Raw genomic sequence first — 18,755 nt, forward strand, 5'->3', positions numbered from 1 at the left:
GGGCCGGGCACGCCCAGGGAATTGCGGCACCCCGCCCGTGCGGCTCCGTCGCGGGAGCGATGCGGCGTGCGTGCGCCGGCGGGGAGGATGGTCACCGTGAGCAGCACGTACGTCGTCGTCGACCCCACCCAGGTGGCCGGCACCTACGCCTACCACCGCCTGGCCCGCACCCGGCCCGGGTGGTGGCGCCCGCTGCTCGTCGGCCTCGTCGCCGGCGGTCTGTACCTGGCGGCGCTCGCCGCGGCCGCCGCGGTCGCGGGCGTCGTCGCGCTCGTCGCCGGGCCGGGGGCGCTCGAGACGCTGGCCGGCCTCGACCTGCTCGACATGCGCGACCCGACGTCGTTCGCGCTGGCGATGCTGACGATCGTGCTGATGCTGCCCGCCGTCGTGGTGGCGACCCGCCTGCTCGGTGCGCGGCCCGTCGGCCTGCTGGCGTCCGTCGCCGGGCGCGTCCGCTGGGGCTGGGCCGGACGGTGCCTCGGCCTCGCGGCCGCTGTCGCCCTGGTCGTGCAGGGTCTCGACCTCGTGGTCGCCGAGGCCGCGGGCACGCCCTGGGAGCCGCGCGTCGACGAGCGCACGGTCCCGCTGCTCGTGCTCGTCGTGCTGCTCGTGCCGGCGCAGTGCGTCGCCGAGGAGGTGCTGTTCCGGGGGTACCTCGTCCAGGCGGTCGGCACGTGGCTGCGGCACCCGGCGTTCGCGGTCGTCCTGCCGGTCCCGCTGTTCGTCGTCGGGCATGCCTACGTCGGGCTGGCGATGGTCGACATCGCCGTGTGGGCCCTCGCGATGGGCTGGTTGGTGTGGCGGACGGGTGGTCTGGAGGCAGCGTCCGCGGCGCACGTGGTCAACAACACCCTCGTCTTCACCCTCGGCTCCGTGGACCTCGCCGACCTGGAGCTCGTCGACATCGCGCCGGACGCCCTCGCCATCTCGACGCTGAGCACGCTGGTCTACGTCGGCCTCGTCGAGCTGCAGGTCAGGCGCACGCGTCCCGCCCGCGTCCGGGTCGTCCACGCGCCCGCGCCGGTGCCCGTCACCTGGGCCGCGGGCGGGCCGGCACCGGCCTGGCGGGACGTGCGCGACGCCGCACCGCACGACGCGTGGGGCACGCCGTCACCACCGTCGTGACAGGAGTACAGGTGACCCCTCTTCCGTGCGGCGGGGTCGGTCCCTATCGTGAGTGCGTGCACCCCGTCAGTGAACGCATCCGTGACGCCCGTGAGCGGTCCGGGCTGTCGCAGGCCGATCTCGCCCGCGCGGCGATGATGCACCCCAGCTACGTGTCGCACCTGGAGCGCGGCGTCCGCGGCCCGGGTGACGGGGCTCTCGAGAGGCTCGCGCGCGCCCTGGGCGTCACCACCACCTACCTCGAGCAGGGCGAGCGCTCGCCCGAGTACCAGGCGTCCGAGGCGGCGGTCGTGCGTGCGCGGCAGCTCGTGCGCGCCGGCCGCGCGGCCGAGGCGGTCACCGAGCTCGCGGCCGTCCGGCTCGGGTCGCTCGACGTCGACCAGTGCGCGCGCGTCCTGCTGGCGTACGCCGAGGCGCTCGACCTCGCGGGGGACCTCGAGGCGTCGGTCGAGGTGCTCGCCGACGCCACGCGGCGCCTGACGGCGGGGCACCGCCCGCGCCGGGCGGCGTACGCGGCGACCCGCCTGGTGATGGCGCTGACCGAGGCCGGCGACCTGCACGGCGCCGTCCGCGCCGGCGAGGACCACGTCGCGGCGCTGGGTGCGGGAGCGGCGGGCACGGACGAGCTGTTCCGTCTCGAGTCGACGCTCGTCTGGGCCTACGTCGCGCGTGGCGACGTGACGTACGCGCGCGTCCGCGGGGACGACCTGCTCGCGCGCGCGCTCGTGCACGGCTCGGCGCGCGCGGTGTGGTCGGTCCACTGGAACCTCGCATTCGTCGACGACGCGCTCGGCGACGCGGACGACGCGCTCGCGCACCTGCGTGCGGCACTCTCGATCGCCGGCGGCGAGGAGGCCGAGCGCGACGTCCCGCGTCTGCGCCTGGACCTCGCGCACCTGCTGCTCGCGGTGACCCCGGCCCGCCCCCGCGAGGCGCTGGCCGAGCTCGACGCCGCGAGCACCGCGCTCGAGGTCAGCGAGTCGCAGGTCGAGCTGGCCCGCGCGGCCACGATCCGCTCGCGCGCGCTCCTGGTCCTGGGGCAGAACCGCGACGCGCTGGTCCACGCCGCCCGGGCCGCCGAGATGCTCGCCGCGGGTGAGCGGCGCGACGCCGCCGCGGCGCACGAGGCGCTCGGCGACGCGCTGCTCGCCGCGGGCGAGCGCGCCGCCGCGATCAAGGCCTACCGGCAGGTCGAGGACCGTCTCGACGTCACCCCTGCGGGTCGTCCCGCGGCGCTCGCGTGGCGCCGTCTGGGTGACCGGCTGCGTCTGGCCGGTGACGACCGTGCGCGCGTCGCGGCGGCGTACCGCCGCGCGCTCGACGCGGCCGGGGTGGGGACGACCCGCCGCTGACCTGCGGCGCGCTCGCGCGGGTCCCACCGACGGGGGACCCGCGCTCCGGTGTGCCCGCAGCCGGTGCGCGACACGCCCGGGTGACCTCTTTCCTGGGAGCGTCTACCCCGGTTTCGGCGGAGTCATTGCGGTCACGACACCGGCCTGGGGACCATGCCGAGGTGCCCGGATCGTCCGGGCGCCTCGTCCCGAAGGGGTCCCACCATGAACAAGCTCACCGCCGCCGCCGTCGCCCTCCTCGTCGCCCTGGCCGGCTTCGCCGGTGCGTCCGCCGCGTCCGCCGAGACGACGGTCGTCGCGTTCCCCTGCTGCAAGGCGGTCTGAGGAGAGCGGTCTCACGATGCCCCGGCCGCTCACGCCGCCGGACCGGGCCACCGCGGGAGGCCCGGTCCGGCGCGTGACGGGCGCGTCAGCGCGTCGCGCGACCCGGCTCGCCGCGCAGGAGGAGCACGGACTCGATCGCGTCGACGCGGATGCAGGGCGCCGCACCGGACGGGCCGACGAACACCACGTTGCCGGAGAGCAGGCACGACAGCGGGCCCACGTACTCGGCGCCGGAGAGCGTGCGGACGGCCACCTCGCACCCCTCGAGGTGCCCGAGGTAGGCGCGGACACCGGCGAGGGCAGGGTCGAGCTGCTCCATCGGGCGAACCTATCCCGCGGGCACGCGGGGCGTCGTCGCCCGAAAGGGGCAGCGCACCGGGTGGGCGGCGCGACCCCGGGGCGGGTCACGCCGCGCGCCGGCGGCGCACCGCCTCGCGCAGGGGCGGCACCGGGGTGCCCGCCTCGGTGAGCGCCGCGCGCGTGCGGCGACGGCTGTGCAGCACGCCGGCGACGCCCAGGGCCCACGGCAGGAGCAGGGCCGCGAACGCGGCCCGGTAGGCGTCGAGCGAGTACGTGGTGGTCCCGGGCGGTGACACGAGCTCGAGCACGACGCCGACGAGCAGGACCCCGACGACCGTCGACGTGAAGCCGCCCATGTTGACGAACCCCGTGGCCGTGCCGAGGCGCTCGATCGGCGAGAAGGTGCGCGCGTAGTCGATGCCGACGAGCGACACCGGGGCGCCCGCGCCGAGGACGACCGCGACGACGACGAGCTGGGAGAACGGCCGTGGCGTCGAGGGTGCGAGCAGCCACACCCACGCCGCCAGCGTCGCCGCGGCGGAGCCCAGCACGACCCACGACCGACGCAGGGGGTGGCGTGCCGTCCACTGGCCCACGAGGGGGCCGCTCGTCATCCCGGCGAGCGTCATCCCGGTGAGCACGACGCTCACCTCCTGCAGCGTGCGGCCCTGCGCCGACAGCAGGAACGGCGTGCCCCAGAGCATCGCGACGACGTTGGCGGAGAACGGGGCCGTGAAGTGCGCCCAGAACCCGAGCCGGATGCCGGCGGGCAGCGCCGCGGCGCGCACCGCGGGGACGAAGCGCTCGCGTGCCGCGGCCGGCGTCGAGGACACGGGCGGTGCCCCGAGCCCGACCGCCGCGGCGACGGCGACGGCGGCGCCGACCGCGGCGAGCGCACCGAACGTGGCACCCCACCCGCGCGCGTGCAGGAGCGGCAGCACGACCGCGGCCGAGACGATCTGGCCGGCCTGCCCGACCAGCCCGGTGACCTGCACCATCACCGGCACGCGCCGTGCGGGGAAGTGCTGGGCGATGAGCCGGCACGCGCTGATGAAGATCGCGGCGTCGCCGCCACCGATGAGCGCGCGGGCGACCAGGGCGGTCGGCACGTCGTCGGCCACCGCCAGCAGCCCCTGCCCGGCGGCCATGACGGCCGACCCGGCCGCGACGAGCGCGCGCACGCCGAACCGGTCGAGCAGGCGCCCCGCGGGGATCTGCAGGCCGGCGTAGACGACGAGCTGCATCACCGAGAACGTCGCCAGGCCCGTCGCGCCCAGCGCGAAGCGGTCGATCGCGTCGGCCCCCGCGACACCGAGCGCCGTGCGGTGCACGACGGCCACGAGGTAGGCGAGGGCGGCGACCGACCACACCGCGGTCGCCCCGCGAGCCCCGCCCATCGTGTGCTCCGTCCCTCGTCCTCGCCCAGCGTAGGCGGCGTACCGGGACGCTCCGGACGCCGTCGTCGTCGCCCTCGGGGCCGCACCTGGCCACGGCGGAAGGTTCCGTGAACTTTCACCTTCTGCGAGGTGGCTGGACAGTTGACCAACACTCCGCCATGGCGCATAGTTGAACCCGACGGTGCGTATCGCCTGCCCCCTCCGCGGTGCGCACCGTCGTAGCCTCCGATCCGACGGGACGGGCCCCAGCGGCCCGTCCCGTCGGTCGTTCCACGGCCCGTGCGCGATTCCCCACCCGTCCGGGCGCAACCCGCCGGGCTCACGGCGTGGCCGCCCCGCGATCAGCCCTCCGCGCGGTTACCGTGCCAAGATGACCGCTCCTGCGCGCACCCCCACCACGGGGTCCGAACCGGCCGGCACCACGCCGCCCGCCGAGGGTGACGACGCCACGACCGAGCGGACCGACGCGGCAGACGCCCCGCCCGTGGCGCTCGTCGAGCCGCCGTCGCCCGCCGAGCTCCTCGAGGGCGCCGTCGCCACGTGGCACGCCGCCCTCGTCGAGGCCGCCGGCGTCTCCACCCTCGCCGACGTCGACCAGCTCGGCGACGCCGCGCTCGACCTCTCGGCCGCCCACCCGTCCGGCATGGCCCAGCTCTTCGCCGGACGGCCGACGCGGCTGTCGAACCTCGTGCGCGAGCCCGGTGCGCTGTCCAGCGCCCGGCGTCGTGCCCGCGCCGTCGCCGCCCGCGCCGCGGGGTACACGCAGCGCTACGGCATCGCGTCGACGTCGCTCGCGATCGGCGTCGCGACCTGGACGGACCGGTCGAGCGCGGACCTGGCGTCCGACGACGTCGGCGCCCTCGCCCACGTGACGCGCCACCCCGCGCCCGCCCGCCCCGGCGCCGTCGACGACGACCCCGTGCGCACCGTGCGTGCCCCCGTGCTGCTGCGTCCCGTGGGCCTGCGCCCGCGCGGCACCGGCGAGGGTGACTTCGACCTCGAGCTCGAGCCGTCCATCGAGGTCAACCCCGTGCTCGCGCGCGCCCTGCGCGGGCACGGCGCCCTGCTCGACCCCGCCGCCGTCGCGCGCGGCACGTTCACCGCCGCGGGCTTCGACCCGCGCGGTGCCCTCAAGCGGCTCGCGTCGCTCGGGGAGGCCGTGCTCGAGGACTTCTCGCTCGTCGAGCGCGTCGTCGTCGGCACGTTCGTGCACCCGGGCCAGGTCATCGTCGACGACCTCGACCAGCTCTCCGGGGTGCTCGACCACCACGACGTCGTCCGGGCGCTCGCCGGGATCGAGGACGCGCGCACCGCGCTGCAGGTGCCGCTGCCCGAGCCCGTCACGGGTGACCGCGACCCGTCCGTCGAGCGCGGCGTCGGCGACCTCGACCCCGCCCAGCAGCACGTGCTCGACGTCGTCGCCACGGGCGCCGACGTCTTCGTGGACGCCCCCACGGGGTCCGACGTCACCGGCACGCTCGCCGCGATCGTCGCCGACGCGGCAGCCGAGGGGCGCACCGTCCTGTACGTCCCCGGGCACCGGCGCGCCGCCGTCGCCCTCGTCGACCGGCTGCGCGGCCTCGGCCTGGGGGAGATCGTGCTCGACGTCGAGCCGCACGCCGGGTGGCGCACCGCTGCCGCGCGGCGCCTGCTCGGCGCGATGACGCTCGAGCCCCCGGTCGTCGACACCGACGCCGTGCAGGCCGTGCGGGTGCCGCTCGTCGAGCACCGCGAACGCCTGCGGGGCTACGTCGACGCGCTGCACGAGCCCCGCGAGCCGTGGGGGGCGTCCGCGTACGACGCGCTGCAGGAGCTCGCGCGCCTCACCGCGACCCGCCCCGCACCCGCCACCACCGTCCGCCTCGGTCCGCAGGTCGCGCACGCCCTCGACCCCGAGCGCCGATCGCGGCTCGCGAAGGACCTCGTCCGCGTCGGCGAGCTCGGCGCGTTCTCGCTGCGCCCGCAGGACACCCCCTGGTACGGCGCGGACCTGCGCACGGCCGCCGACGCGCAGGTCGTGCGACGGCAGCTGGACCGGCTGCTCGACGTCACGCTGCCGCTGCTCGTGGAGCGGGTCCGGCAGGTCGCCGGCGAGACGGGCCTGACGCACGCCACCACGCTCGACCAGTGGGCCGAGCAGCTGCACATGCTCGACGGCGTCCGCGAGTCGCTCGACGTGTTCCAGCCCCTCGTCTTCGAGCGCACCGCCGCCGACCTCGTCGCCGCGACCGCCACGAAGCAGTGGCGCGAGGAGCACGGCATCCCCATGGGCTTCTGGGTGCGACGGCGGCTGCGCAAGCAGGCCAAGGACATGCTCCGCCCCGGGCGGCCCGTGGCCGACCTGCACGGCGCGCTCATCGAGGTGCAGGAGCGGCGTGAGGTGTGGCAGGCCCACTGCCCCGCCGGCGGCTGGCCGCGCCTGCCCGAGAGCCTCGAGGTCATCGAGGACGAGTACTCGGCCGTGAAGGCGGACCTCGACGGCGTCGCGCAGGTCCTCGCGACGACCCCGCAGGGCGGGCGCCTGTCCGCCACGCCGTTCGACGAGCTGCGCGAGCGTCTCGCGCGCCTGCGCTCCGGCGCCGCCGCGCTCGAGACGCTGCCCGAGCGCACGACCCTGCTGCACGGGCTGCGCGCGGCGGGCCTCGGCGACCTCGTCGACGACCTCGCCAGGCGTCGGGTCGACGCCGCGCAGGCACCGGCGGAGCTCGACCTCGCGTGGTGGAGCACCGTCTTCGAGCACGTCCTCGCCGCCGACCCCGCCCTGGCCGGGTACGACGGCGCGGCGCTCGGCGACCTGTCCGCGCGGTACGCGACGCTCGACCGCCGGCACGTGGTCAGCCGCACCGCCCCCGTGCTCGCGGCCGCGCTCGGCCGCATCGCCGCCGCCGTGCGCACGCACCGCGACCAGGCCGAGGGCCTGTTCGCCGAGCTGGTCGAGGACCGCATGACGTCCCTGCGCGACACCGTCACGCGGTACCCGGACCTGGCCCGGCGGCTGCGCCCCGTGCTCGTCGCCGGCCCGATGCTCGTGTCGCAGGTGCTGCCCGCGACGCGGACCGTCGACCTCGTCGTCGTCGACGCGGCCGCGCACCTGCCCGTCGAGGCCGCGCTGCCGGCCATCGCGCGCGGGCGCCAGGTCGTCGTCGTCGGGGACGCGCGGTGCGCGTCCGGCACCGCCGTCAGCGAGCTCGCCGCCGTGCTGCCGTCCGTGGCGCTGCACGCCGACGCGTCCCGCCGCGACCCGTACCTCACGCGGTTCCTCGTCGAGCACGGGTACGAGGGTGTGCTGGTTCCCACCCCGCTGCCCGACTCGCGGCCGCTGGTCACGCTCGAGACGGTCGACGGCACCGGCCTGCCCGACCCGGCGACCAGCATGGTCGACTCGACGCCCGCCGAGGTCGAGCGCGTCCTCGAGCTCGTCGTCGAGCACGTCCTGCAGCACCCGGGGGAGTCGCTCGCCGTCGTGACGCTCACGCCCCGGCACGCCGACGCCGTGCGCGACACCGTCCTGGCCGAGGTGCGCGACAACCCCGCCCTCGCGGTGTTCTTCGACGCCGCGCGGCCCGAGCCGTTCGTCGTCGTCGACGTCGCGAACGTCGGCGGGCTGCGGCGGGACGCCGTCCTCCTGTCCCTCGGGCTGGGCCGCACACCGCACCGCCGCGTGCTGCACACGTTCGGGCCCGTCAGCCGCCCCGGTGGCGAGGCGATGCTGCTCGACGCGCTCGGCTCGACGCGGCACCGGCTGACCGTCGTCACGTGCTTCGGCGGTGACGACCTCGACCCCGACCGGCTGCGCGGTCCCGGTCCCCGGCTGCTCGCGGACGTCCTGCGGTTCGCCGCCGAGCGCGGCGCGCAGGGATCCGGGCACGAGGTCGCCGAGCGTCCGACCGGCGGGTCCGACCCCGACCGCCTCGTGCTCGACCTGGCGGAGCGGCTGTGGCAGCACGGCCTGCTCGTCGACGTCGACCACGGTGTGCCGGGCGGCGCGCGGATCCCGCTCGTGGTGGGCCACCCCGACCTGCCCGACGAGATGCTGGTGGCCGTCCTCACGGATGACGACACCTACGTCGGCGAGCCGAGCGTGCGCGTGCGCGACCGGCTCGTCGGTGACCGGCTCGCGCGCCTCGGCTGGTCGGTCGTGCGCGTGTGGTCGGCCGCCGCGTTCCTCGACCCCCAGGCGGAGGTCGACCGCATCCGGCGCGCGGTCCACACGGCGCTGGCCGAGCGCGTGCCGGACCGACCCGCGACGACCGGGCTCGCGGCGGTCCGCGGGGCGGTGGGCGCCGGTGAGGGCGTGCAGGCTGACGCCGGGCGGCCTGCCGGTGGGACCGCGGACGTCCGCGCCGCGGAGACGCCCGCCGGGCAGCGTGCCGCCGAGGCGCAGCACGACGAGGTCGAGAGCCGCCCGGTGCGGCCGTACGTGCAGGCGACCACCGGGGCCCTCCCGGTGGTGCGGCCCGCGACCGGTGCTGTGCCGGTGGTGCCCGCGACGGGGGCGACCCCGGTGGTGCGCACGCCGACCGGCGTGATGCCCGTGGTCGCCGCGGGCATCCGTGCGACGCCCCCGGAGGGCACGCCCCGCGCCGGGACCCCCGGTGAGGCCCCGTCCGAGGCGCCGCAGACAGAGGCCTTCATGGGCGCACCCACGACGGGCGAGCAGCTCGCGCTCCCGTTGCGCACGCTGCCGCGTCCCGACGTGCGGCCCGGGCTGCCGATCAACGCCTACAGCGACGACCAGCTGGACGACCTGGTCCGCTGGCTGCGGTCGGACGGGGCGCCGCACTCGCGTGATCAGCTCGCCGACGCCCTGCGCGCCGAGCTGGGTGTGACGCGGCGCAGCCACCGCGTGGACTCCGCGGTCCGGGCGGCGGTCACCCGCGCCTTCAGCTGACGAGCACCGGTCGTCCGGGCACCTGGGCGCGGGAGAGTGCGAGGATCGGACGCATGAGCAGCGCGGAACGTCGTCCCCGCCGGGCCGTGCGTCCGCCCGGCACGGTCGGCACCGACGAGTCGGTGCTGCGGTCGGTGCTCCCCGCGGCCGGTGCTGCTTCGGCCCCCGGAGCGGCGCCGGGAGGTGGCGCCACGGCGCCCACGTCCGGTGCGGTCGCCGACGACCTGTGGCGGCGCACCCGCTCGGCGGACGACTCCGACCACGGGTGGGGCCGGGAGGAGCCGTCGTCGAACGACGACCGGCTGCGGCGGGAGAAGCCACCGCACTGGTGACGCACCGGTGGTGCGTCAGGTCGCCGGGCGCACCCGTCCTCGCCCGACGCGGCACGCCCCCGCCCGGCCCGGCCCACGTGGGCTCGGGCGGAGGCCGGCCGTCGTCCCGGGCCTCAGGAGCCGGGCGGGATGCTCGGCGGCGTCGGCGTCGGCGGGGCCGCGGGCGGCGTGCCGGGGCTGCCGGGCGAGGGGGTGGTGTCGTTGACGATCGCCGGTGTGAGGCGCTGCGAGAGCAGGTCGCGGATCTCCTGCAGCAGCAGGATGTCCTCCGCCGGGGCCGCGGGCTCCTCCTCGACCCCCTGCTTGCGGCGCGCGGCGAGCGCGTTCAGCGGCAGCACGATGAGGAAGTAGATCGCCGCGGCGGTGATGAGGAACTGCAGGAGGGCGCTGAGGATCACGCCGACCTGGATCGGCGTGGCCTCGGCGGCGATCTCCTCGTTCCACGTGTACGGCCCGATGTTCCACAGGTTGTCGAGGTTCGGCTTGCCGAAGATCCAGCCGATCAGCGGGTTGATGAACGCGTCCTGCAGCGCCGACACGACCGACGTGAACGCGGCACCGACGACGACACCGACCGCCAGCTCGATCGCGTTGCCGCGGGAGATGAAGTCCTTGAACCCTTGGAAGACCTTCGCGACGCCCTTGACCTGCGAGCTACCGCCGACGGACTTGAGACGGTCGCCCGCACCCCGCAGCCCTTCACGCCTGTTCTCCGACATTCGGCCCTCCTGGACGTTCGTCGACCGGCTGCGCCCGGCGCGGCTGCCGACGCACACCGTGGTGCCAGGTGTGATCATCGCACGACGACCGCCACCAGACGTGACGAAACGGATGCCTCGGCGATGCGGACCGCCTCCTGCGGCGTGACCGCGACGAGGACGGGGGCGGCGACGTCCACCGCCGGTGCGCCGAGCAGCCCGCCGCCCTCCGGTGCGACGCCGGGTGCGGAGCGGACGAGCGCCCGTCGGGCGACCGTCTCACCGGGCCCGCCCTCGAGGCGGGCCGCGACGAGATCGAGGTGCAGGCCCGGTGCGAGCAGGGCGGCGACGGCGGGGTCGTCGAGCCGCACGGCGACCACCACGGTGCCGTCCGGCCCCGCGAGTTGCGCGTCGGCGAGCACCGAGGGCGTCAGCGGCAGCCGTGCGGGCAGGTCGACGGCGGGGACCTGCCCCAGCGCGTCGTCGGGTGCCCGGAAGGCGCCGCCGGGGGCGGTGCCCACCGGCACGTCGACGAGCACGAGGTCGTGCGCCGTCAGGGCGGTGCCCGCGGGGACGTCGTGCGCGAGGACGACCACGGGTGTCGTCGCGGGAGGCGGCGGACTCAGCGCCCGGACCGCGCACGCGGCGGCCAGGCCCAGGCAGGCCGCGGCGAGCACGAACCGGCCGTGCCAGACGGCTGCGCGCACCTGGGCGCGCACCGTGCCGCGCGCGGCCGGCAGCGGCGGTGGCAGCGGGGCACGAGCGACCGGGGGAGGTGGGCTCGCCGACGTCAGGACGATCATGCCGCGACGCTAGGGCTGCGCGGCGCTGCGCCGCGTCGCGGCGGGCGAGGGTGTGGACGCGGGTGTCCGCCCCGGGGCTGTGGTCGGCTCGGCGCCGCGCCCTCAGGCGGAGGCCGCCGCCGGTGCCGCGGGGGCCGCGCCGGAGCCGGACGAGCCGGACGTCGAGCCCGAGGAGCCGGCCGAGGAGGTGGTCGACGCCGACGTGCTCGATGTGCCGGCGGACGACGGGCTCGAGGCGGTCGTCGAGGACGTGGACGCGGACGACGAGCCGGTGCTGCCCGACCGCGCGTCGTTGCGGTAGAAGCCCGAGCCCTTGAACACGACGCCCACGGCCGAGAAGACCTTGCGCAGGCGGCCCTCGCACGCGGGGCAGACCGTCAGGGCGTCGTCGGTGAACGACTGCTGCACCTCGAAGGCGTGCTCGCAGGCCGTGCAGCGGTAGGCGTAGGTGGGCAAGGTGGCTCCTGATCGTCGTCGCCGGGCGCCCGGCGGCCGTGCTCGCTCTTCTCCCGGAGTGCGTCGGACGCCGTGGGCGGGGGCGTCGGCCCCGCCGCCGCGGTCGCGCCACCGTCGTCCCTCGCCGGCGTCCACCGGCGGGCCGTGCGGTGCGCCGGCGGACCTCGCCGGTGGCTGTCGTTGGCACTCTCAGGTTCCGAGTGCCAACTCTACCGCGACCGTCAAGCGTCCTCGCGGGTAGCCTTGCGACCCGTGCCCCGTCGCCACCGCCTGCGCACCGCGCTCGTCGTCCTCGCCGTCGTCGTCGTGCTCGCGCTGCTGGGCACCTCGGTCGTGAGCGCCCTCGTGGTGCGTCGTCCGCTGCCCGACGTGCAGGGCACGCAGACGCTGATCGGCCTCGACGCCGACGTCGAGGTGCTGCGCGACGCGCGCGGCGTCCCCACGATCGTCGCGGAGTCCGCGCGCGACCTGTTCCTCGCCCAGGGCTACGTCTCCGCGCAGGACCGCTTCTTCGAGATGGACTACCGCCGGCACGTCGCGTCGGGGCGGCTCGCGGAGCTCGTCGGGGCCGACGAGGCCGCGCTCGAGGCGGACCAGGTGATCCGCACGCTCGGCTGGCGGCGCGTCGCCGAGCAGGAGTGGCCGCTGCTCACCCCGGACACCCGCGCCCACCTGCAGGCGTACGCCGACGGCGTCAACGCGTACCTCGAGGGCCGGGACCCCGGCGAGATCGCGATGGAGTACACCGTCCTGGGTCTGCGCGTGCCGCAGCAGGAGATCGAGCGGTGGGACCCGGTCGACTCGCTGGCCTGGCTCAAGGCGATGGCGTGGGACCTGCGCGCCAACTACGACCGCGAGCTCTCACGTGCGCAGACCTTCCGCTTCGTGCAGGACGTGGCGCGCGTCGAGGAGCTCTTCCCGCCGTACCCGCAGGACCGCAACCTGCCGATCGTGACCGCGGCCGACCCGGGCGCCGACGCGCTCCCTGCCGCCGCGGGCGTCGAGCTGGACCTCGACGACACCGACCTGCAGGCGGCCCTCGCGGCAGCCGACCGTGCGCTCGCCGCCGTGCCCCACCTCGTCGGCGAGGGCGACGGCGTCGGCTCCAACTCCTGGGTCGTGGCCGGTGAGCACACCGCCTCCGGCAGGCCGATCCTCGCGAACGACCCGCACCTGGGCATCTCCGCCCCCGGCATCTGGTCCCAGGTGGGCCTGCGGTGCGCCGACGTGGACGACGCGTGCCCGTTCGACGTCACCGGGTTCGCGCTCGCCGGTCTGCCGGGCGTCGTCATCGGCCACAACGGCTCGCTCGCGTGGGGCCTGACCAACATGGGCGCCGACGTGACGGACTTCTTCCTCGAGCGCGTCGAGGACGGCGAGGTCGTCGTCGACGGCGGCCGCGAGCGGCTCGACGTGCGCACCGAGACCATCGAGGTGGCCGGGGGTGACGACGTCGAGCTCGAGGTCCGCACCACGCGGCACGGGCCGATCGTCTCCGACGTCCTCGACCTGCCCGACGTCCAGCGCGCGCCCGTCCCCGACGACGCACCGGGCCTGCGGTTCGAGGTGGCCCTGGCGTGGACGGCCCTCACCCCGGGCCGCACGGCCGACGCGGTCTTCGCCATGATGACAGCGGCCGACGCGGACGACGTCTCGGCCGCCGCCGCGATCCTCGACGTCCCGGCGCAGAACATCGTGTTCGCCACGACCGACGGGCACATCGGCTACCAGGCGCCCGGGCGGGTCCCGCTGCGCGGAGCGGTCGCCGGGCCGGTGCCGTCGGACGGTACGTGGCCGCGCCCCGGGTGGGACTCCCGCTACGACTGGCAGGGCTGGGTGGACCCGGCGTCGATGCCGCGCGCTCTCGACCCCGCGGAGGGCTTCGTCGTCGCGGCGAACCAGGCGGTCACGCCCCTGGGCGTCGGGCCCTTCCTCGCGGAGGACACCGACTACGGGTACCGCAGCCAGCGCATCCGCGACCTGCTGACGGAACGGATCGCGGAGGGCGAGGTGCTCGACGTCGACGCGATGGCCGAGCTGCAGACCGACGAGCGCAGCGCGTACGCGGACGCGCTCGTGCCGGCCCTGCTGCAGGTCCGGGTCGACGACGCGTTCGACCGCGCCGGCCAGGACCTCCTGCGCGACTGGGACCTCGTGATGGACGCCGACTCCGCGGCCGCCATGTACTTCTCGGCCGTGTGGGCGCAGCTGCTGGAGCTGACGTTCGCGGACGACCTGCCCGAGGGGCACGCGCCGAGCGGTGACTCCCGGTGGCTCGAGGTCGTGCGCGGCATGCTCGACGACCCGACGTCGGGCTGGTGGGACGACCGCTCCACCCCGGGCGTCGTCGAGGGCCGTGACGACGTGCTCGCCCGCGCCCTGGTCTCGGCGCGCCGCGAGCTCACCGCCCAGATCAGCAGCCGCACGGCCGACTGGGAGTGGGGCCTGCTGCACACGGCCGCCCCCGAGCACCCGGTCCTGGGCGGTGACGGCGTGCCGGCGCTGCTGCACCGCTGGGTCAACCCCACCCCGCAGCGTGTCGGCGGGGGTTCGTCGGTGGTGAACGCCACCAGCTGGGACGCGTCGAGCGGGTCGTACGGCGTGACGAGCGCGCCCTCGATGCGCATGGTCGTGGACCTGGGCGACCTCGACTCCTCGACGTGGGTGAACCTCACCGGGACGTCCGCGCACCCCGCCAGCCGGCACTACGCCGACCAGTTCGAGGCGTGGGCCGAGGGCCGCCAGTTCCCGTGGCCGTACTCCTGGGCCGCCGTGCGTGCCGACGCCGTCGACCGCCAGACGCTGGTACCGCCGGAGGACTGAGACCTCACGCCTCCGGCGCGACCGCCGCGACGGGGTGCCAGCCGTCGGGCGTCGCGACGGCCGTCACCGTCACGTCGTGCCCCTCGCGCGGGACCTGCTCCAGGACCTCGTCCTCGTGCACCAGCGCGATCACCGGGACGCCCGGGCGCACGTGCGTCAGCACCCGGTCGTACCACCCGCCGCCCTGCCCGAGGCGCCCGCCCGTGGCGTCGACGGCGAGCGCCGGCACGAGGACGACGTCCGCGTGGCCGACCGCCTCCGCGCCCAGCGGGTCGCCGCTCGGCTCCGGCGGGCGCCCCGGTGCCCGCTCGCGCAGGTCGTCGGCGCCCGCGTACTCGGCCCAGTCCCGCTGCAGCCCCGTGCCCAGCACCGGCAGCAGGAGGCGGACGCCACGCGCGGCGAGCTCCTCGATCAGCGGCCCGGTGCCGGGCTCGCCGGGCCGCGACGCGTAGACGCTGACGCAGCGGGCGTCGGCGACCGCCGGGATCGTGAGGACCACCTCGGCGAGGCGGTCCGCGACCTCCGCCCGCCGCCGTGCCGAGCGGTGCGCACGTCGTGCCCGCACCTGGCGGCGCAGCCGGTCCTTCTCCTCCGCGGCGTCGCGGGGCCGCGACCGCTGGGCCGCCGTCTCCTCATGGGCGTGCCAGGGGGGCTGGGCGGCGGCGCTCATGGCACCAGTGTGGCAAACGTGACGCCCACCTCGGGGGTGACGCCGGCACGGGCGTCGTGCCGAGCACACGGCCCCGGGGCGCGGCGACCTCGTCGCCCGGCCCGCAGCGGGCACAATGCGCGCATGAGATCGGTCCAGGAGCACCTCGCCGCCGTGCTCGGCGCCGCCGGCCCGGTCCCGCCGCTCGACGTGGTGCTGCACGACGCGTCGGGCTGCATCCTCGCGGCGGACGTCGTGTCGCCCGTCGACGTGCCGGCCGTGCCGGTCGCGGCGCGTGACGGCTACGCGGTCGTCGCGCAGGACACCGTCACGACCGGCGGTGCGGGCCCGGGGCTGCCCGTCGCGCACGACCTGCACGCCGGCAGCCCGGCGGGTCTGCGGCACGTGCGCGGCACCGCGGTCCGGGTCGCGTCCGGAGCCCCGCTGCCGCTGGGAGCCGACGCCGTCGTCCCGGTCGAGGAGACGGACCGCGGCCAGGCGCGCGTCGCGTTCCAGCGCGCCGTGGGCGTCGGGCAGCACGTGCGGGGCGCAGGTGCCGACGTGCGCGCGGGGGACGTCGTGCTGACCGCCGGCACGCGCCTGGGCGCCAGGCAGATCGCGCTCGCCGCGACCATGGGCCGTGGTCGGCTCCCCGTGCACCCGACGCCGCGCGTCGTGCTGATGTCGGTGGGGGACGAGCTCGTCGAGCCGACCACGGCGGCCCGGCCCGGCACGGTCTTCGAGGTCGACGGGCACGCGCTCGAGGCCGCGGTCCGCGATGCCGGGGCGACGCCGGTGCGCGTCGGCGTCGTGCCGGACGACCACGCGGCCCTGCGCGAGGCGCTCGAGGACCAGCTCGTGCGGGCCGACCTGCTCGTGCTCACCGGCGGGCTCTCGGAGCTCGCGCGCGACACCGTCAAGGACGTGCTGGCGCCGCTGGGGTCCGTGCGGCTCGACCAGGTCGCGATGACCCCGGGCCTGCGCCAGGGGTTCGGCGTCGTCGGGGCGCTCGGGCTGGACGCGGCGGGCGACGGCGGGCGCACGGTGCCGCTGTTCGCGCTCCAGGGGCACCCCGTGGCGGCGCAGGTGTCGTTCGAGGTGTTCGTGCGGCCCGCGCTGCGTGCGATGGCCGGTCACGCCGAGCTCTTCCGTCCGTCGGTCGCCGCGGTGGCGACCCAGGGGTGGGTGTCACCCCCCGGGCTGCGGCAGTTCGTGCCGGCGACGGTGCTCGGCTCGCCCGACGAGGGGTACCGTGCGACCCCGGTCGGTGACCCCGCCGCCCCGTCGACGGCCGGCCTGGCGCAGGCCAACGCGCTCGCGGTGGTGGGGGAGCAGGACCGGACGGTGCACCCCGGCGACGTCGTGCACTGCCTGGTGCTGGAGGGATGAGCCGGCGGGCCGCGGCCCGCGGCCGCGGACGGAGGAGATGACGGTGGCTGTCGGGTGGCCGGTCGAGCTGGTCGACGGTGACGTGCGCCTGCGCCCGTTGCGCCGTCGCGACGCGGACGCGTGGATGGCGCTGCGCGGGCGCAACCTCGCGTGGCTCGAGCGGTGGGACGCGACGAGCCCCGAGCCGGTGCGAGGGCCGCGGCCGACGTTCGGGCAGTTCGTGCGGGCCCTGTCCGCGCAGGCGCGCGAGGGATCGGCCCTGCCGTTCGCGATCCAGTGGCAGGACGCGCTCGTGGGGCAGCTCACCGTGTCGTCGATCCAGTACGGGTCGCTGCGCTCGGCCGCGATCGGCTACTGGGTGTCGCAGCACGTCGCGGGGCAGGGGATCACGCCGACCGCGGTGGCGCTGGCCACGGACCACTGCTTCAACGTGCTGGGCCTGCACCGCGTCGAGGTCAACATCCGGCCCGAGAACGGTCCGTCGCTGCGTGTCGTCGAGAAGCTCGGGTTCCGCGACGAGGGTCTGCGCGAGCGCTACCTGCACATCCAGGGCCGCTGGTGCGACCACCGGACGTTCGCGCTCACGGTCGAGGACGTGCCCGAGGGGCTGGTCGAGCGGTGGCAGCGCCGCCGCATGCGGCTGTGACGCGGGGCGCATAGCACCGCACCTGAGGGGGACGTCGACGCGACACGCCGCGTCGTTGCGCCGTCGTGGCCCGCGCGCCCCCTACCGTCGTGACGTGAATGGACTCGCAGGCCTCGTGGCGCTCGCGCTCGTGGGCCTGTGGGCGGCGTATCTGGTGCCGCACCACCTGCGGCATCGTCAACGGTTGCTGGAGGCACGGGCCGACGACCGGTTCTCCGCGGGTCTGCGCGTCGTCGCGGTGGCGAGCAGCACGCGCCGCCGGCTGGGACGCCAGGCCGCGGCGGCCGGGATGTGGGGACCGAGCACGACGGCACTGCTGACCCCGGGGACGGGGGTGCCGGCCACGTACGCCGGCACGCTGACAGGAGGTACCACCGTGGACCGACCGCACGCCACGCCCGAGCGCATCTCCGCCGAGGCCGCGCGACGTCTCGCGCAGGCCCGCGCGGCCCGTGCCGCGGCCGCCGCGCGCCGTGGTGCCGCCGCGCGCCGCCGGGGGCTGCTCGCAGCGCTCCTCGTCGTCGCGTCCGTCGTCGGCTGGACCGTCGCCGGCGTCGCCGCCACGGTGACGTGGGTCGCCGGGGCGGTCCCGACGGTGCTCGTCGCGTCCGTCGTCGTGCTCGGACGCCGTGCGGTGCTGGCCGGCCACGTCGCCGACGCGGAGTGGGCCGCCACCATCGAGCGCGAGGAGCGGCTCGCTGCGCGCCCGCGCACCGGAGCGACGCCCGCCGTGCGCACGGCCCGGACGGCCGCGGTGCCGGCCCGCCGCCCGCGCACGGGTGCGACGCCGGTGGTGCACGAGACCGACGCGGAGCCGCCGGTGCCGCTCGTCACGGGTCGCGCCGTGCGCCCGTCGGACGACGCCACCGAGGTCTTCGAGCGCATCGTCGAGGACCGTGGCGAGTCGACCGGTCCCGCGCGGCACGCGACGGGTGCGGTGCCGGTCGTGCGGAAGGCGAAGGACGCTGCCGCTCCCGCCGCCGAGAGGCCTGCGGGCGCGACGGACGACGACGCCGAGCGCGACGACGAGTGGTCGCCCGTCCCCGTCCCGCGCCCGACGTACGCGATGAAGGCCCCGGCGCCGCGCCGCGAGCCCGCGCCGCTCTCGGAGTCCGACGTCGAGGCGTCCACCGCCCGCCGGCCCGCGGACGCGCCGGGCGACGAGACGCCCGCTGCGAAGGTCGAGACGTCCGTCGAGCCGTCGGTCGAGACGACCGGGTCCATCGACCTCAACGCGGTCCTGGCGCGCCGGCGAGCTGCCGGCCAGTGACCTCTCCCGGTGCGGTGCGCGTGTGACGCGCACCGCACCGCGCACCCCCGGTCACGGTTTTCGTCACCGGGTGCGGGGGTGCTAGTGTGATGCCGCTTCAAGGGGCTGTGGCGCAGTTGGTAGCGCGTCTCGTTCGCAATGAGAAGGTCAGGGGTTCGAATCCCCTCAGCTCCACCGCACGACGAACAGGCCGGGCCCTCAGGGCCCGGCCTGTTCTGCGTCGACAGGCATGCAAGGCCGCTCGCCCCCGACCCGGTCTGAACCGGTGCGGGTCCGGGCCGCGACGTGAGGGCGAACCCT

14 protein-coding genes and 1 tRNA gene are annotated in these 18,755 nt (G+C 76.5%); 9 read left to right on the forward strand and 6 right to left on the reverse strand.

Annotation, left to right across the window (positions count from 1 at the left end; translation table 11 throughout):
* Positions 1-96 precede the first annotated feature (96 nt).
* Together CFLA_RS04150 and CFLA_RS04155 are read left to right on the forward strand one after the other, a co-directional pair.
* Entirely contained in the window at positions 97-1,125 is a 1,029-nt protein-coding gene (locus tag CFLA_RS04150; protein WP_013116069.1) for a CPBP family intramembrane glutamic endopeptidase, read from the forward strand.
* Positions 1,126-1,181: 56 nt separating this feature from the next.
* A complete protein-coding gene (locus tag CFLA_RS04155) occupies positions 1,182-2,477 on the forward strand; it encodes a helix-turn-helix domain-containing protein (RefSeq protein ID WP_043598781.1) in 1,296 nt (431 codons plus the stop codon).
* A gap of 409 nt (positions 2,478-2,886) precedes the next feature.
* On the opposite strand, the gene CFLA_RS04160 is transcribed toward CFLA_RS04155, so the two are convergent.
* The gene (locus CFLA_RS04160; RefSeq protein ID WP_013116072.1) at positions 2,887-3,120 is read right to left on the reverse strand and encodes a hypothetical protein; all 234 of its coding nucleotides are present in this window, start codon (positions 3,118-3,120) and stop codon (positions 2,887-2,889) included.
* Between the two features lie 85 nt (positions 3,121-3,205).
* Positions 3,206-4,498, reverse strand: a complete 1,293-nt coding sequence (locus CFLA_RS04165; protein WP_013116073.1) for an MFS transporter — start codon at positions 4,496-4,498, stop codon at positions 3,206-3,208.
* Between the two features lie 370 nt (positions 4,499-4,868).
* Between CFLA_RS04165 and CFLA_RS04170 the strand changes: the two genes are divergently transcribed.
* A complete protein-coding gene (locus tag CFLA_RS04170) occupies positions 4,869-9,389 on the forward strand; it encodes a hypothetical protein (protein ID WP_013116074.1) in 4,521 nt (1,506 codons plus the stop codon).
* A gap of 53 nt (positions 9,390-9,442) precedes the next feature.
* Complete coding sequence (locus CFLA_RS04175) at positions 9,443-9,721, forward strand: hypothetical protein (RefSeq protein WP_013116075.1); 279 nt, start codon at positions 9,443-9,445, stop codon at positions 9,719-9,721.
* 113 nt (positions 9,722-9,834) lie between these two features.
* Here the strand turns inward: CFLA_RS04175 and mscL are convergent, their stop codons facing one another.
* The 3 genes from mscL to CFLA_RS19455 form a co-directional block, all read right to left on the reverse strand.
* Positions 9,835-10,440 (reverse strand): large conductance mechanosensitive channel protein MscL, encoded by a 606-nt coding sequence (gene mscL, locus CFLA_RS04180; RefSeq protein ID WP_013116076.1) that lies wholly within the window; start codon positions 10,438-10,440, stop codon positions 9,835-9,837.
* Positions 10,441-10,514: 74 nt separating this feature from the next.
* Positions 10,515-11,222: an SAF domain-containing protein gene (locus tag CFLA_RS04185; RefSeq protein WP_013116077.1), complete on the reverse strand. Its 708-nt coding sequence runs from the start codon at positions 11,220-11,222 to the stop codon at positions 10,515-10,517.
* 102 nt (positions 11,223-11,324) lie between these two features.
* Positions 11,325-11,678, reverse strand: a complete 354-nt coding sequence (locus CFLA_RS19455) for an FmdB family zinc ribbon protein (protein WP_013116078.1) — start codon at positions 11,676-11,678, stop codon at positions 11,325-11,327.
* Positions 11,679-11,930: 252 nt separating this feature from the next.
* Between CFLA_RS19455 and CFLA_RS04195 the strand changes: the two genes are divergently transcribed.
* Positions 11,931-14,501, forward strand: coding sequence for a penicillin acylase family protein (locus CFLA_RS04195; protein WP_013116079.1), 2,571 nt, complete (start codon positions 11,931-11,933; stop codon positions 14,499-14,501).
* Positions 14,502-14,505: 4 nt separating this feature from the next.
* Here the strand turns inward: CFLA_RS04195 and CFLA_RS04200 are convergent, their stop codons facing one another.
* Positions 14,506-15,171, reverse strand: coding sequence for a 5-formyltetrahydrofolate cyclo-ligase (locus CFLA_RS04200; protein ID WP_013116080.1), 666 nt, complete (start codon positions 15,169-15,171; stop codon positions 14,506-14,508).
* A gap of 123 nt (positions 15,172-15,294) precedes the next feature.
* Between CFLA_RS04200 and CFLA_RS04205 the strand changes: the two genes are divergently transcribed.
* The 4 genes from CFLA_RS04205 (at position 15,295) to CFLA_RS04220 (ending at position 18,629) form a co-directional block, all read left to right on the forward strand.
* The gene (locus CFLA_RS04205; protein ID WP_013116081.1) at positions 15,295-16,539 is read left to right on the forward strand and encodes a molybdopterin molybdotransferase MoeA; all 1,245 of its coding nucleotides are present in this window, start codon (positions 15,295-15,297) and stop codon (positions 16,537-16,539) included.
* Positions 16,540-16,582: 43 nt separating this feature from the next.
* Entirely contained in the window at positions 16,583-17,185 is a 603-nt protein-coding gene (locus tag CFLA_RS04210) for a GNAT family N-acetyltransferase (protein ID WP_013116082.1), read from the forward strand.
* Positions 17,186-17,279: 94 nt separating this feature from the next.
* On the forward strand, positions 17,280-18,455 hold the full coding sequence (locus tag CFLA_RS04215; RefSeq protein WP_013116083.1) for a hypothetical protein: 1,176 nt from the start codon (positions 17,280-17,282) through the stop codon (positions 18,453-18,455).
* 101 nt (positions 18,456-18,556) lie between these two features.
* Positions 18,557-18,629, forward strand: a tRNA-Ala gene (locus CFLA_RS04220).
* The last annotated feature ends 126 nt before the right edge of the window (positions 18,630-18,755 follow it).

This window comes from Cellulomonas flavigena DSM 20109 (assembly GCF_000092865.1).
Lineage (GTDB): Bacteria > Actinomycetota > Actinomycetes > Actinomycetales > Cellulomonadaceae > Cellulomonas > Cellulomonas flavigena.